The sequence below is a fragment of the Thalassoglobus neptunius genome (genome assembly GCF_007859735.1).
Taxonomy (GTDB): Bacteria; Planctomycetota; Planctomycetia; order Planctomycetales; family Planctomycetaceae; genus Thalassoglobus; species Thalassoglobus neptunius.
In genome coordinates this window covers 1,843,236-1,857,710 of the sequence record NZ_SIHI01000001.1, presented here as the reverse complement: position 1 = coordinate 1,857,710, position 14,475 = coordinate 1,843,236, and the positions used below count along the sequence as shown (strand labels likewise).

Here is a 14,475-nt window from a genome sequence, read left to right as displayed (position 1 = left end):
ACTCAATCCCAGCGACTGGCAACACAAAAAACGTCCCACACGGTTTGGCGCTTCCAAATTTCGCCAGAATTTTCCCAGGCCAGCAATTAATCATGCTCGAACTCTACAATCAGATCCAGGAAGCCTGTTCGGTCATTCAAGCAAAGTGGGATCGTACGCCACATGCTGGGATTATCCTGGGTACGGGTTTGGGCAATCTCGCCAGCGATATCGAAACAGAAGCGGTTTTTGACTATGAGGAAATTCCTCATTTTCTGAAATCGACTGCCACGAGTCACCGAGGCCGGCTTGTCTGCGGAACGTTGAGCGGGTTGCCAGTGATTGCGATGGAAGGGCGTCATCACATGTACGAGGGATATTCCCTCAAGCAAGTGACTCTGCCTGTTCGAGTTTTCAAAGCTCTCGGAGCTGAGCTTCTGATTGCTTCCAATGCCGTGGGCGGCATGAACCCTTATCTCCAGACGGGCGATATTGTCGTTGTCGATGACCATATCAACCTGATGGGAGACAACCCGTTGATCGGCATCAACGATGACCGACTCGGTCCACGCTTTCCTGACATGAGCGCTCCATACGACCAGAAGCTGGGAGACGCCGCACTTGAAATTGCTCGCGCCGACAATTTCCGGGCTCAGAAAGGTGTCTTCGTCGCCATCGCGGGACCGAATCTTGAAACGCGAGCAGAGTACCGTTTCCTGAGAATGATCGGGGCCGACATCGTCGGAATGTCAACGGTTCCCGAAGTTCTCGTGGCGGTCCATGCAGGGCTCCGGACAGTTGCCCTTTCCGTCGTCACAGACATGTGTCTGCCCGATGCTTTGAAACCAGCAAACGTCGAAGAAATTATCGCGATTGCGAACGAGGCAGAGCCTCATTTGAGATCAATCGTTCGGGGGCTGCTGAAGCGTGAAGCAGAAACCGTGGCGTAACCAATCACAATTCGGCACCCGGAGGCGAGTCGCCGCATGCGAATCGAATTTCTTGGAACTGGGGGATTTCACCCCAACGAACGCCGCCACACCACGTGCCTGATGGTCCCCGAAATTGGACTCGTTCTCGATTGCGGAACAGCGGGCTTCCGAATCGCTGAGCACCTTGAGACGAAAACGCTTGATCTGTTTTTATCTCACGCTCATCTCGATCACATCTGCGGACTGACCTATCTCGTCACCCTCCCGCTGATCCAGGGCGTCGAAAAAATGAGACTGTTCGGCGTTCAGAACATCCTCGATGCCGTCCGGGATTCGCTCTTTTCGCAAGCCATCTTTCCCGTCGGACCTCCATTCGAATTTCACGCATTCACCGCTGGCGACACTATCGAGCTTGCTAACGGAATTGAGATCGAGTCGTTTCCCCTGACCACTCATCCCGGGGGCTCAACGGCTTACCGCTTCGAGCTGGACGGCCAGAAAATCGCGTACGTGACCGACACAACCGTTGATGGAACTTACACAGAATTCGTTCGCGGCGCCGATCTCTTGATCCATGAATGCTATTTCCCGGACGACAATTTGGAGTGGGCAAAAACGACCGGGCATACACACACATCGTCGCTCGCCCGTTTGGCGAAAGACGCTAACGTCGGGAGACTCGTGGTCACACACGTCGACCCCTTGAACCTTGACGATGACCCGATTGGGCTGGACGCTTTGACCCGTGTCTATCCCAACGTCACGATCGCAGATGATGGCTTGACAATTGATCTGGCGAAATGAGAGCACGCGCCAACCCCTTCCGGTCGGAGAACATCGACAACCTCGAATACCGGTTCGATGAAGGATCTCTTGGTGAACTGATTGCATCGATGGAACAAAGCGGCTTTCGTGGTGCCATTGTCGGCCGAAAAGGAACAGGCAAGACAACGCTTCTACGAGACCTCTTTCGAGAACTTCAACGTCGTCAGATCCCTGTGACGTTGCTGCGACTACAAGATGATGGCAGTCGACGCAATCTGCGGAAGTTCCGGGAAACCATGAAGGATCTTCCCGCGACACACATTCTTCTTCTCGATACCGCCGGTCTCTTGAATTGGTGGGATTGGAGAAGAGTCCAGGAAGAGAGCCAAAAGCTTCGCGGATTGGTCATTTCGTGCCATCGACCGGGGCGAATGCCGACACTTCACACTTGCCAAAGCACACCGCGACAACTCATTCGCTTCACGAGGTCCCTTGCAGGCGAAGAAGCCTGTTCGGAAGCAAGGCTCGCTCAGCTGTTTCGCAGGAACCGGGGAAATATCCGCGAATGCTTCCGCGAACTCTACAATCATTTCTCGGAAGAACTCTCGACCTGAGTGCCTGAAACCCGGAATACGTCACTCAGGCATCTTTATCTTTGAGCGAAAGTCTTTGAGCGAAAGTCTTTGAGCGCGAAGGAATGGCGAAAGAATACGGTCTCAAAGAGAGTGCGCGGGCAAGCGCAACAACAGCACTAAGCACGATTGCTTAATGCTTCGGACCTGTTGCATCATTGCCTCTGCGTCAATGACGACTCAACTGGTCCGCGAAAAAGTGACTAAGGATCAGACCTTGCCCAGGATTAGACAGGCGTTGTGCCCTCCGAATCCGAAGCTGTTGGTCATTACCCGGTCAATCTGCATTCGCCGAGCTTCGTTTGGCACATAGTCCAAATCGCAAGCTTCGTCGGGATGATCGAGGTTGATTGTCGGTGGAGCAATCTGATCACGAATCGCCAAAGACGAAATAACGAACTCAACGCCTCCGGACGCTCCCAACAGGTGCCCAAGCTGACTCTTCGTGCTCGACACAGGCATCGTGCGGGAATGATTTCCGTAGACACTCTTGATCGCCATCGTCTCAGCTTTGTCGCCTAACGGAGTACTCGTTCCGTGAGCGTTCACATAGCTGATTGAGTCGGCGCTGATCTCAGCATCATTCAATGCCCCTTGCATCGCTCTTGCAGCACCGCGACCTTCCGGATCCGGAGCAGTCATGTGACTTCCGTCCGCAGACATTCCGTATCCAAGAACTTCAGCGACGATATTTGCTCCGCGAGAACGGGCATGCTCGTATTCTTCGAGAACACAAATCCCCGCCCCTTCCGCCATCACAAAACCGTCGCGATCGACGTCAAACGGTCGGCTGGCAGCTTCGGGTGCATCGTTCCGTGTCGACAGTGCCTGCATTCTTGCAAATCCAGACAGCCCCATCGGTGTGACGGCTGCTTCGCTTCCGCCGGTCACCATGACTTTCGCCTGGCCGTGCTGAATCAAGCGATAGGCGTCACCAATCGCATTGGTTGCGGACGCACATGCCGTCGCAACAGCACTATTCGGACCTTTGAGTTTCCATCGAACCGAGATGTTTCCGCTGGCGGCATTCACCATCAGCTTCGGAATCATCAACGGTGAGACGCGGGTCGGACCACGGTCGAACAGAATTGAGTGCTGTTGCTCAATTTCGTTCAGCCCGCCAATTCCAGACCCGACGAGAACTCCGTGCAGGTACGGGTCACCACTTGCGAAGTCGATCCCGGAATCTGTAATCGCCTTCTGGGCAGCTGCCATGGCAAACTGCACGAAGCGATCAAGGCGTCGAACATCCTTTTCAAGAAGGTCCATATGTTCGGTGAGCTCGAAGTTTTGCACTTCTCCCCCGAACTGAACCTTGAAGTTGGAACAGTCGAAACGACGAATTTTACTGACGCCACTTTTGGCAGCGCAGATGCTGTCCCAAAACTCGCTGACTTCACAGCCAAGAGAGGTGACAACGCCTAAGCCGGTGACAACGACTCGCTTCAGCATGGCTCAAGCATTCTCCCGTTGCTTGATGTAATCGATGGCATCGCCAACAGTTTTCATCGTTTCGTAGTCTTCATCAGGAATTGAAACTCCGAACTCTTCTTCGAACTTCATTCCCAGTTCAACCAGGTCCAAAGAATCGGCCTGAAGATCATCAATAAAGTTGCTCTCTCGAGAGATTTCGTCCTTGGATACGCTCAATTGCTCGCTCACAATTGAGATGATCTTATCTTCCACTTCTGACTCCTTAATGGATTACTCAACACCGTCCTGGGGCCCATTCTCATTTGCGGGCCTTCCGACCGATTCATGATCTGTGAACGAATCATAAAAACGGCGGTTGACGGAAGATATAGCGGCTTTTGAATGATGTGTAAACGGTAATGGGTCCGGAGATGTCGTGATAACCGGAATGTCTTGATCAAGTCGGAAGTTCCTCGCTCACATTGGCTTCTTTCAAGTGTGATTCGGAACAAGTTCCTGCTTGAGTTGGGGGGCGCCGTTTGAGAAACCCTCCAACAGCACCTTGTAGCGATTCTCGCATAAAATCAAAATCGGAAACAACAGGAATCTTCGCAAGATTCGCGTCGGCCCGAATCATTGAGATGATTCACGAGCAGACGACTTCTTCAGGCGATGCGGCTTCGCTCACGCCACTCGAAAAATATTGAAACGATCGCGTTTTTTTTTGAGACCAATCTCGAATTGAGCGTTACGAATCGTTGATTGCAGTGCACCGAGTCTTTCGCTGAATCCGCTTCAGCAACCCTGTCAAAACGCGGCCCGGACCAATTTCGTAGAATTCATCGACACCGGATTCAAGCATGCTTCGAACGGAGTCTTCCCAACGAACCGGATTGATGACCTGCCTGACGAGAACGTCTTTGATCTCATCAGGGTCAGAGTGTGCCTGAGCATCGACATTTGAAATGACGGGCCGCTTCGGACTTGTGATGGCGACTTCGCTGAGCGCCTTCTTCAACCGATCGTCTGCCGGTTTCATGATCTCTGTGTGAAACGCCCCCGCCACGGCAAGCGGGACGACTCGAGCACCTGCCTTTTCTGCCAACTCCACTGCGAGTTCGATTGCGGCATTCTCGCCTGACAGGACCAAATTCCCGGGGCACAGGTAGTTCGCAATTTCGACGATCCCCGCCGATTGCGCTTCGTCCCGAATCTTCTCAACGTCGGGGAGATCGAGCATCAGAACGCTGGCCATTCCCGACGGAGTTGCATCGGCCGCATCTTGCATCGCTTGTCCACGTTGCTGCACCACTCGCAGCCCGTCCTCGAAACTCATCGCCCCTGCGAACACAAGAGCGGTATATTCTCCCAGGCTCAGTCCTGCAGCGACTTCGCAGGAGAGAATGACGTCCGGGGAATCCGCACGGAGTTTTTCAAGACATGCCAGACTGGTGACGAAAATCGCAGGCTGGCTGTAAACCGTCGAATCAAGTTCTGAGGACGGGCCTTCGAAGCAAAGCTTCTTCAGGTCATAACCCAGAATTTCAGACGCTTGATCGAAAAGCGAATCTGCCGCCGGATATTGATCGACGATTTGCTTTCCCATCCCGACATGTTGAGCGCCTTGTCCTGGAAAGAGGAACCCAATTCGACTCATGTTTCGTATTCCTGATTGAGAGCATTGTTCGAACAGGTCTTCGCGAATTCGCACCAGAAAAGAGGACGAGAACTTTTTCAAGCTGTTCGAGTGAGTACGCGGGAAACTGCGGCTGATGTGCGCATAGCACGCCGACGAACGGCTCCCGTTGACTTCAAACCGTTAGGCAAAGGTTGCCTTGACCTGCATAAATCGATCGCGTGCAGCGGACTGGTGTCGCCATTGTCAGGAAGAAGCCTTAACCGTTGGCAGCAGCCTGAACTGACAGTGTCTCCACGATTTGTTGATTGACCTTTCGGTCCCCGAAGGTGAGTGCTGTACTCAACGCATTTCGGATCGAACGTGCGTCGCTCGAACCGTGACAAATGAGGCAGACTCCATCAATTCCAAGGAGAGGCGCGCCTCCGTATTCGTTGTATTCGAAGCTTCGCCCAACTTTCCCGAATGCTTCTTCGGCGGCCGATTTTTCTCCGTTCAGCGAACCAAGGACCTGATGGGCCACTCGCTGCATCATCATCGACGCCATTCCCTCAGAAACCTTGAGAACGACATTCCCCACAAAGCCTTCACAGATGATGACGTCCGCCTCACCCTGATACAGCCCGCGTCCCTCGATATTTCCGATATAGTTCGAAGCGACCGGACCCTGAACGATGAGATCGTGGGCTTCCTTAATGAATGGAGTCCCCTTCCCGTCTTCGCTCCCGATGTTCATCAAACCGACTCGTGGAGATTCGACCTGCAGCATTTCACGAGCGAAAACAGTCCCCATAATCGCGTATTGCGCGAGATGTTCAGGACGTGCTCCCGGATTTGCTCCGACATCGAGAAGGACGGAGCGTCCTGTAACGGTCGGAAGAACGACGGAAATCCCGGGACGCTTCACTCCTTTGAGGAAGAGTCGAGTTCGCAGCCCGGCGGCAACAACTCCCCCAGTGTTTCCAGCACTGATGACAGCATCAACCTGCCCGGCCGCCATCAGTTTCCAACAGTTTGCAATCGAGCAATTGGGCTTCTGCCGAAGAGCGTCCATCGGCTTTTCGTGCATGCCGACAAAACCGTCTGCCTCGACAACTTCCAGTCGATCTCCGGAATACCCCTGCTTGTCAATCATCTCGTCAACAACCTGACGGTCGCCAACAAGAGAGATTTCAAGATTGGAGTGTTCCTGGAGAGCTTCGATCGCTCCAGCGACGTTGACAAGGGGCGCATCATCTCCGCCCATAGCGTCCAGTGCAATTCGCATTGGTTTCAAGATCCTGTTCTGACCTCAATTGGGCTGAAGAAGTCAGTCAACGTCAGTGGTGACAAAAGTTCACACAAGAAGAGTCCTTGAGCCTTCCGCCAATAACCCTTCGACCGACCAGAAAACCTACCCAAAGCGTGGCGATTGTCTTTCGAAGCGAATCGAATGTCCGATTCGACCACTAATCCTCTGTCTCAATCATTGTACGACCATGGTAATGACCGCAATTCGGGCAAACCACATGCGAAGGAACGGCTGTCCCGCACTGAGGACAGTACTGCAACTTCATTGGTTTCAAAGCGTTATGACTTCGGCGCTTCCGTGACCGAGCCTTGGATTGTCGTCTTTTGGGAACAGCCATCTCGCCGGATCCCCTTTAGCTATTAAGTGTTACGTGAACCATAGAGGGTCGGCGATCCTTCAACCCGCCACCCATCGAGTCGCGTATCCTATGGCAGTCCATAAATTTGTGTCAAGCAACCACACCCCTTGACGGGCGAGATTCCTTCGGAGAAGTCATGATCTCTGACGATCTGAATCAGATTTTTGCTAATTTTCCGAAATCAGGTCGCTGTTGACTGTCTCTGTGAGGAGTTCCCGAAGGTCCAGCCGGACATATGGTCGCTCAGCTGCTGGCGAGTCATGATCCGCATTGGCCACATACAGAACACCGTCGGCCGGTATGAAGAGTGCGTTGTGCAGGTTCGATTCCATTGCCACAGGGCGATCCATGAGACGGATTGCGGCAGTCGTGTCGATTTTCCCATGCTGGGCGATCACTCGTTCGCGCAGTGTCGTCAACCTGTTGCCTGCTGACAAGACAACACAATCCTCGATCCCCTCACCAAGCCGTTCGTGTGATTGACCGGGCCTGATGAACTCAATGGCTTCGGGAGTCGCTGCCACTCCGACAGCCTCGTTTCGATTTCCGTCGGCAAAGACGTAATAATACTCGCACGTTCTGGGACTCGATTCAAACAGGTCCATCACTTCAGCGAGTGATGAACATTCTTCAAGCCCCCTTCGCATCAGCGTCGCCATTGGAACGCCGTCCCATTGCCCTTCTCCTCGGCCTCCCATTTCGCCAAGTGAAATCCCCTGCGAATTTATTCCGGTGACGGAACCAATGAATCCGGCGTATCCGACATTCGCAAACGAAATCTTCTCATTCGGCGAGACGATGAACGTCGTGGCAGCGTCCTGGAGCCCGATGGTTGTCATGTAATCGAGCACGCGACCATGGTAAAGTTTTCCGTCAGTCGTGGCTGAACCGAAGATTGCAAACCCTGAACAGTGAAAGAGTTCGGGAAACACGTTCACGACGAGAGCCAGCTCGGTGTCAACTCCGACTGCATTCGCCATCGCGACAGTTTCGCGGAGATGGTCTTTGGGAATGTGTGGAGAAAGCCGTTCGTAAGCCTCATCAAGTTCCACTCGAAACCACTTCCCAGAGCGAACCATGTTGACTGTTCCGAAGGTATACATCACGGAATCGACGGTCTTGAGAATCTCATCTTTCAGCAAATTCCCGTGAGCGGTTCCGATTTCTTCCGGGGTTCCGTGAAGAATCGCCACTCTGTGGCCATGAACCCACTTCAATTCTCCGTGGGGTACGGTTCTCGAATCTTGTGGGGGATGCGTCAACCGGGGAGATGGTGACAGGATTTCCGTGGCCCGACGAATCCCGCGTGACAGGGTCCGTTCCAATTCCTCTCGCGGAATCTCGGTCACTTCAAAGTCGGAGCCCTTCAGAGAGTCGCTTTTCAAATCGAGAGCACTCGATTGCTCCAACTCACTGATTTCAAATTCGAAACGGGCGTTTTCTAGTGTGCCTTTGATGAGATGTCCTCCCTCCTCAAACTGAAGAGAGTTTTCCCCGCCGAGTCTCCACGAGTGGGGGGGGGCTCCCGGTTGAATCTGAGCGACCGTCTTGAGCAGAAAAGCAATCGCATTCGGGTCGGCCGCCTGAGCGAGGGGCACGTATTTTTTCCAGTCAGAATCGATCGAAACGAGGCGATTGACGATTCCCTGAGCGATAAGTGTGTCGTCACCGTCGACTGCCCCTTGCCCGACAATCGCCTTCTGATGCTTCGGAAGCAGGATTGTCGTGGCGGACTCCTGACGTCGAACTTCAATCGCGTATTCGGCGTGATCAGCAGAGAAGCGATAGTTTCCGTCCGCGTCGGATTGCAACTCGACAGTCACATCCTGCGGTGAGCCGTCAATTTCCGGGACCAGTTTCAACCGAAGACTGGTCGTTTGGTTCTCTCCGGACAGAACGCGACAGAGCGGCACTAAGTCCGAGGCAAGCGACGAAGATGCTGTTGTTGGACTTTCCGCTTGAAGCGGAGTGATCAGAAAACACGTGAGAAAGAAGACTCCCCACATCACACATTGACCGTGTCTCATTGATGATTCTCGCTTCTATGAACTGGAGTCGTCGCTTGAAGGTATTTTAATGTGCAAATTCAGCAACGGGCTTAGGTAATCCGGGCAACGTCCGGCAGTGAGTTGATTGAGTTCTATCGACCGCGTTTCTGGATGGATTCGAGAAGCTCCTGAGCTTCGACCGCTTCGAGGCTGTCGGGATATTTGCTGATAAATTCCTGAAGTTTGCGAGTTGCAGTGGAGCGAAATCGACGAACCCCCTGAACTTCGCGGAACAGTTTCTTCTTCTCTTCTGAAATGGCAATTCGGCGAACTTCATTGTCATTCAACCAGACCAGAGTGATTTGATCATCCTCGCCATCTTCCGGAATTTCCAGTTCGAAGCCTCCGACAGTTTTCATTTCTGTCATGACTCTTCCGCGATAGAGTTTTTCCCGGCCACGCACCCAGACGCCCAGAGTGAACTCAACGGGCTTGTTTGACCTCCAGCGATACAGATCGACGGAAAAGCGATAGTACCCGGGACGAGCTTTCTCTTCGAAATAGTTCTCGATCGGTTCATCAGTGGTCGGGATGATGTTTGCGTCGACATCGAGCATGCCATCTGGACTCTCACGGTGTCCAAACCAGACGTGATGGCCGTTTGCATTCCAGACATGCAAATCGAGGTCGTCAAACGTGTTCCAGATCAGAGAGACGGTCACTTCCCCGGACTTTCCCCCCGCGAGAGTTCGGCGATTTCCAATTACTGTGGCGTCAGGTTTTGATCCCTCATTCGATGCAGAATTCTCTTCGGCGGACCTCGCACCGGGAGCGATTTTTTCCACTGGTTGAACCGTGGAAGCGAGTTCTCCGGTCGAGTTTCCGAGATCTCCCTCGACTTGAGTCTCCACGTCCTCTTCGCTCACGGCATCGAATGTTGACACTTTGGCGTCTTCTGAAGAAGCAGTCACGACTGTCTCTTCCGCCATTGCAATGGGAGGAGATTCAAACCGGACAGTTGTATCGACGGCAAATTGCTCCGGGCGTCTCATGACCGGAAAAATGAGGAAACCGAGTGCGGCGATGATCCAGATGTGCAGCACGGCTGAGGAGCCGAGAGAAATGCTGTTGCGCTCCAGCCAGGTCAATCGACTCGGACGAGGCGGCTTCTGAACGAGCGGAGGCACTCGAAACGTTGAGCCCGTTTCGCTCTCCACAGAATTCCGATCTGAATCGGATTGATCAACGAGTGTCACGTGAGCGGTCTCCGGAACTGAATCCACCGGATGCGGGAAAAATCAGGACAATTTAGACACTGTTTGCTCACTCGATGTCGTTTCTCAAGCATGTCGTTCCCTTCCAAATTATCGCAGTTGCAGTCGATCGGCAACCGGACTTCGTATCATCACCACTCGCAAATCACCCATAATCGGCATGATTCGCACGACACCTTGTTGTCTCTTTGCATCACAGGCTGCACGGTCTGAGGGCTGAGCTAGAGTTTTCGCGGAAGTTTTCTTCCAGATCCATTTTCTCGCCAGTTTCCTGGAAGGCAACGACGTGCCGGACTCCACATACTCTCTCGACTCGACCAGCCACGCACTCGGACGCATCGAATCCATGCTCCATGCGATTTCGGCTGACAATACCCTCAAGCGACACACGATCGCGGTGATGCCCGCCTACAACGCTGAGGCAACCATCGAGCGGACTCTGAAGGACATTCCGAAAGGAGTCATTGACGAAGTGATTCTCGTCGACGATTGCAGCACGGACAAAACCGTTGAAGTCGCCAAGTCGTTGGGAGTCACCGTCATCCAGCATGATCAGAATCTGGGTTACGGGGGAAATCAAAAGACATGCTACGACCACGCCATTGCCCACGGTGCCGATTACGTCGTGATGATTCATCCCGATTATCAATATGACAGCCGCATCATGGGGGCAGCGATCGAATTTCTGCGGCTCGGAATCTGCGACGTCGTCCTTGGCTCACGGATTCGGACCCGGAGAGAAGCCCTTCAGGGAGGAATGCCGGTTTACAAATACTTGGCGAATCGTGTTCTCACGACAATTGAGAACATTGCCCTCGGCCAGAATCTGGGTGATTTTCATTCAGGGTTTCGAGCGTATTCGCGAAAAGTCCTGACGACTATTCCGTATCACAACAACTCCAACGACTTCGTTTTCGACAGCGAATTGCTCGCACAAGCTGTCGAATTTGGCTTTCGAATCGGTGACATTCCCGTCCCGGTCCGCTACTTCGATGAAGCCAGCAGCATCAATTTCCGTCGCAGCACCCAATACGGAATCGCGACGTTGGGCGTGTTGGCAAAATTCTTCCTGCACCGGCTCGACATCTACTCAAGCCAAATTTTCCGCCCCAAAGAGACGGAATCATCGAACGATCAAGATTAAATTCTGAGTCATGGTCCCGCTCGGAAATCCGGGGACCACGATCGCTTCAAATGAGTTTTTATCGATTTTCAAGGGCCTGTTGGGTAACCGGACCGGCAGACGTTGCGTACGATCAGCATCTTCACTCACTGTTCGCATTCGGAAACGAAGTCCGTCACAGCGATCCGGTGCATACACCGAGGTCGCACGGCTTTGTCTCTATTGAATTGGCACAAAAGCCCAAGTGCCTTAGTAGCGCAAAAAGATGCCACCTCGTCAGCCACGCAAATTCGACAAACGCAAAACTTCCGCGAGACACTCAAAGAAGCCTCCTCGCCGCAAGAAGAGCACTTTTCCCCTTGATCCTTCGCACACGCTCCAACGTCAATTGGATGTCACGACTGACGCGACGATTCCTCTCGCGAAACTGAAAGCCTACGTCCGGCATCCGACCGTTTTCCGAAAACGCATCGCGTCGGTAGATGCCTCCGCTCAGCATGGAGATCTGGTGCGGGTCGTTTCGGACTCGGGGGACAAAATCGGGCTGGGAATCTGGAATCCTCGCGCAGAGTCGACCATTCGAATTATCAAGTGGGGAGACTTCTCGATCACGCGACGCGACTGGCAGCAAAACGTCGCGCGTGCCATTCGACTTCGACATGACGAACTGAAACTGACGCAATCCACGAATGCTTACCGAGTCATTCATGCCGAAGGTGACGGCTTTCCCGGAATCGTCGCGGATGTTTACGGAAGCGTTCTCTCCGTGGAAGCGTTTAGTTTGGGGATGTTTCAACGATCTCAAGCCTTCGCCAGTCTCCTGTCGCAGCAACTCAAGATACCGCACTGGATCGTCCGCCCGGGGCCGATGACTTTCGAACAAGAGGGTTTTATTGCGGATGGGTTTCAGTCCGGAAAAGTTCCGGAATCGGTCATCGTCACCGAACACGGAACCAAATTCGAGGTCCATCCGTTCGAAGGTCACAAGACCGGTTACTTCTGCGATCAGCGTGACAACCGACAAAGAATCCGCGAGTTCTGCAAAGGCAAAAGCGTTCTGGATTTGTGCTGTTATACAGGAGGATTCGCCATCAACTGCGCACTCGCCGGAGCTGCTTCCGTGACCGCAGTTGATCTCGACGAAGAAGCCATTCGACAGGCCCGACGAAATGCAAAGCTCAATCATACTGCGGTCAAGTTTATTCACGCTGACACGTTCAGCTATCTGCGCGACAGCATTCGCAACAAGCAAACCTTCGATGTCGTGATTCTCGATCCACCGAAGTTGATTCGGAGTCGAAATGAATTCGATGACGGCAAGCAGAAGTATTACGACATGAATCAGCTTGCATCGGAAGTTGTGTCACCCGATGGATTTCTTGTCTCGTGCAGCTGTTCCGGTCTGCTCTCAATGACAGACTTCACATACAACGTCCGGGCAGCAACTGGAAATCGCCTCCCGCAAATCCTCATGCGAACACAAGCGGGAGCGGATCATCCTGTCGCGGGGAATTGCCTTGAATCAGAGTACTTGAAGTGCCTGTGGATGAAGATGAGATAGCGTCGACTTCATGACGCGCGTTTCAGGTCGCCACGTGAAGAGTCTTCCAGCAGCCCGAGTCTTCGCATCTTCTTGTAGAGACCAACACGACTGATCCCAAGCGATTGAGCAGTCCGAGTCCGGTTGTGACGGTTGGCTTCGAGTGCCTGCATCAGCAGTTCGCGTTCGTTATCCGCGACTTGTTCGGCAAGCGTCTGATTCTCGCACAACTCGGGATCACTCATCGTTGAGGTGATGGGCGACTCCGTCACTTTTGCGGAAAGATCCGACTTCTGTAATCGGCCGTTCTCTGCGAACAAGACTGCCCTTCGAATATGGTTTTTGAGTTCACGGATGTTGCCGGGCCACGAGTAGGACTGCAGAGCGTGAAGAAATTCGAGATCAATTGACTGAATCTGAATTTCATGTTCCCGACAGCATTCTTCGACAAATTCTACAGCCATTGGAACGATGTCGATCGGCCGTTCTCTAAGCGGTAAAAGCCGAAACTCCAACACGCTCAAACGGTAGTAGAGATCCGATCGAAACCGATTGGAACCGGTCAAATCTTCGAGATTGATGTTGCTGGCGGTGATGAGTCGCGCGTCCGATTGCATCGGCTCAGTTGAGCCCACCATCTCGTACTCACCGGTCTCAATCACTTTGAGAAGCTTCGCCTGCTGTTTGACATCGAGGACGTCGATCTCGTCGAGAAGTAATGTTCCCTTGCCTGCTGCCTGAAAGCGGCCAATCTTATTTCGTTCCGCTCCCGTGAATGCTCCTCGAATGTGACCGAAGAGTTCACTCTCGATGATCTCAGCTGGCAGTGCTCCACAAGCCAGTTGCTGGAAGGGAGCATCACACCGCTTGGACCGTTCATGAATGATGCGTGCAAGCGTCGTTTTACCGGTCCCGGTTTCGCCAATGAGCAGGACAGTCACATCTCGATGCGCAACCCGTTGAAGGTCTTCGAGAACCTGGAAGAACTCGGGTTGATGAGTCGTGAGACTTTGTGAAGTCCCGGCGAGTGTGCACGACTGGGGGATCTCAGACAGCGCGTCCCGACTCATGACACGCTCAAAATTGCGACGAGCATCTTTGTCCCATGAATTCAGTTGGGATGTTTCTTCGTCAAAGATCAAGTGAGCAGCGGCAACGAGCGACAGTTCACCAGCAACCTGACACGGCAGCGATCCGTCACTGAGAGTGATGACGGTGGGTCTAGGGGTGCCTTCTCGACTCAGCTCTTTGATGAACGAGTCTGTTTCGAGAGAGTGATGCGATGGTCGAAGATCGAGGAACAGGAAGGATGTCTTGAATTGCTTCATCCAGCCTTTGACGGAAGCAGCATCCTCACAAAACTTAACGTTGACATCGAACGGCTGCACGCGCTCCTGCAGAGCGCTGAAGAGCTGGCAATCCTGTGTGAGAATCAATGAATTCCGCATGAACCGAGTTCCGTATCAACCGTCAGTGTTTGCCGAACGTGATCTGATCGACAGAACCCTCTCAATCCTTTCTTGCGTGAAGTCGAAGTTGCCAAT

The 14,475-nt window shown here is 53.0% G+C and carries 13 protein-coding genes; 5 read left to right on the top strand and 8 right to left on the bottom strand.

All coding sequences use genetic code 11. The features are described 5' to 3' along the window. Window positions 1-92 precede the first annotated feature (92 nt). Genes KOR42_RS07420 through KOR42_RS07410 form a run of 3 tightly spaced genes read left to right on the top strand, consistent with a single transcriptional unit; the run spans window position 93 to window position 2,290 of the window. Window positions 93-929 carry a purine-nucleoside phosphorylase gene (locus KOR42_RS07420; RefSeq protein WP_146508420.1) on the top strand — a complete coding sequence of 279 codons (837 nt, stop codon included), beginning with the start codon at window positions 93-95 and terminating at the stop codon, window positions 927-929. Window positions 930-965: 36 nt separating this feature from the next. Further along, on the top strand, window positions 966-1,715 hold the full coding sequence (locus KOR42_RS07415; RefSeq protein ID WP_146508417.1) for an MBL fold metallo-hydrolase: 750 nt from the start codon (window positions 966-968) through the stop codon (window positions 1,713-1,715). Continuing rightward, entirely contained in the window at window positions 1,712-2,290 is a 579-nt protein-coding gene (locus KOR42_RS07410) for an ATP-binding protein (RefSeq protein WP_146508416.1), read from the top strand. Before KOR42_RS07415 ends, KOR42_RS07410 begins: the two co-directional genes overlap by 4 nt. 228 nt (window positions 2,291-2,518) lie before the next feature. Here KOR42_RS07410 and fabF read toward each other — a convergent pair whose 3' ends face one another. The 7 genes from fabF to KOR42_RS07375 form a co-directional block, all read right to left on the bottom strand. After that, on the bottom strand, window positions 2,519-3,760 hold the full coding sequence (gene fabF, locus KOR42_RS07405; RefSeq protein ID WP_146508414.1) for a beta-ketoacyl-ACP synthase II: 1,242 nt from the start codon (window positions 3,758-3,760) through the stop codon (window positions 2,519-2,521). Between the two features lie 3 nt (window positions 3,761-3,763). Next, on the bottom strand, window positions 3,764-3,994 hold the full coding sequence (acpP, locus tag KOR42_RS07400; protein WP_261342041.1) for an acyl carrier protein: 231 nt from the start codon (window positions 3,992-3,994) through the stop codon (window positions 3,764-3,766). A 475-nt stretch (window positions 3,995-4,469) separates the two neighbouring features. Beyond that, complete coding sequence (gene fabD, locus KOR42_RS07395) at window positions 4,470-5,378, bottom strand: ACP S-malonyltransferase (protein ID WP_146508410.1); 909 nt, start codon at window positions 5,376-5,378, stop codon at window positions 4,470-4,472. Window positions 5,379-5,616: 238 nt separating this feature from the next. After that, a complete protein-coding gene (gene plsX, locus KOR42_RS07390; protein WP_146508408.1) occupies window positions 5,617-6,624 on the bottom strand; it encodes a phosphate acyltransferase PlsX in 1,008 nt (335 codons plus the stop codon). 181 nt (window positions 6,625-6,805) lie between these two features. Continuing rightward, on the bottom strand, window positions 6,806-6,985 hold the full coding sequence (gene rpmF, locus KOR42_RS07385; RefSeq protein WP_146508406.1) for a 50S ribosomal protein L32: 180 nt from the start codon (window positions 6,983-6,985) through the stop codon (window positions 6,806-6,808). Between the two features lie 188 nt (window positions 6,986-7,173). Further along, entirely contained in the window at window positions 7,174-9,033 is a 1,860-nt protein-coding gene (locus KOR42_RS07380) for a C45 family autoproteolytic acyltransferase/hydolase (protein WP_146508404.1), read from the bottom strand. A gap of 113 nt (window positions 9,034-9,146) precedes the next feature. Continuing rightward, window positions 9,147-10,250 carry a hypothetical protein gene (locus KOR42_RS07375; protein WP_146508403.1) on the bottom strand — a complete coding sequence of 368 codons (1,104 nt, stop codon included), beginning with the start codon at window positions 10,248-10,250 and terminating at the stop codon, window positions 9,147-9,149. A gap of 364 nt (window positions 10,251-10,614) precedes the next feature. On the opposite strand from KOR42_RS07375, the gene KOR42_RS07370 reads away from it, so the two are divergent. Next, window positions 10,615-11,412, top strand: a complete 798-nt coding sequence (locus tag KOR42_RS07370) for a glycosyltransferase family 2 protein (RefSeq protein WP_390620868.1) — start codon at window positions 10,615-10,617, stop codon at window positions 11,410-11,412. 244 nt (window positions 11,413-11,656) lie between these two features. Continuing rightward, window positions 11,657-12,952, top strand: coding sequence for a class I SAM-dependent rRNA methyltransferase (locus KOR42_RS07365; protein ID WP_146508401.1), 1,296 nt, complete (start codon window positions 11,657-11,659; stop codon window positions 12,950-12,952). An 8-nt stretch (window positions 12,953-12,960) separates the two neighbouring features. Here the strand turns inward: KOR42_RS07365 and KOR42_RS07360 are convergent, their stop codons facing one another. After that, window positions 12,961-14,379: a sigma 54-interacting transcriptional regulator gene (locus KOR42_RS07360; protein ID WP_146508399.1), complete on the bottom strand. Its 1,419-nt coding sequence runs from the start codon at window positions 14,377-14,379 to the stop codon at window positions 12,961-12,963. Window positions 14,380-14,475 lie beyond the last annotated feature (96 nt).

Bases quoted from the DNA above. Each gene is read 5' to 3' on its own strand.
- KOR42_RS07420 (WP_146508420.1), top strand. From the start codon at position 93: ATGCTCGAACTCTACAATCAGATCCAGGAAGCCTGTTCGGTCATTCAA.
- KOR42_RS07415 (WP_146508417.1), top strand. From the start codon at position 966: ATGCGAATCGAATTTCTTGGAACTGGGGGATTTCACCCCAACGAACGC.
- KOR42_RS07410 (WP_146508416.1), top strand. From the start codon at position 1,712: ATGAGAGCACGCGCCAACCCCTTCCGGTCGGAGAACATCGACAACCTC.
- fabF (WP_146508414.1), bottom strand. From the start codon at position 3,760: ATGCTGAAGCGAGTCGTTGTCACCGGCTTAGGCGTTGTCACCTCTCTT.
- fabD (WP_146508410.1), bottom strand. From the start codon at position 5,378: ATGAGTCGAATTGGGTTCCTCTTTCCAGGACAAGGCGCTCAACATGTC.
- plsX (WP_146508408.1), bottom strand. From the start codon at position 6,624: ATGCGAATTGCACTGGACGCTATGGGCGGAGATGATGCGCCCCTTGTC.
- rpmF (WP_146508406.1), bottom strand. From the start codon at position 6,985: ATGGCTGTTCCCAAAAGACGACAATCCAAGGCTCGGTCACGGAAGCGC.
- KOR42_RS07380 (WP_146508404.1), bottom strand. From the start codon at position 9,033: ATGAGACACGGTCAATGTGTGATGTGGGGAGTCTTCTTTCTCACGTGT.
- KOR42_RS07370 (WP_390620868.1), top strand. From the start codon at position 10,615: ATGCTCCATGCGATTTCGGCTGACAATACCCTCAAGCGACACACGATC.
- KOR42_RS07365 (WP_146508401.1), top strand. From the start codon at position 11,657: ATGCCACCTCGTCAGCCACGCAAATTCGACAAACGCAAAACTTCCGCG.
- KOR42_RS07360 (WP_146508399.1), bottom strand. From the start codon at position 14,379: ATGCGGAATTCATTGATTCTCACACAGGATTGCCAGCTCTTCAGCGCT.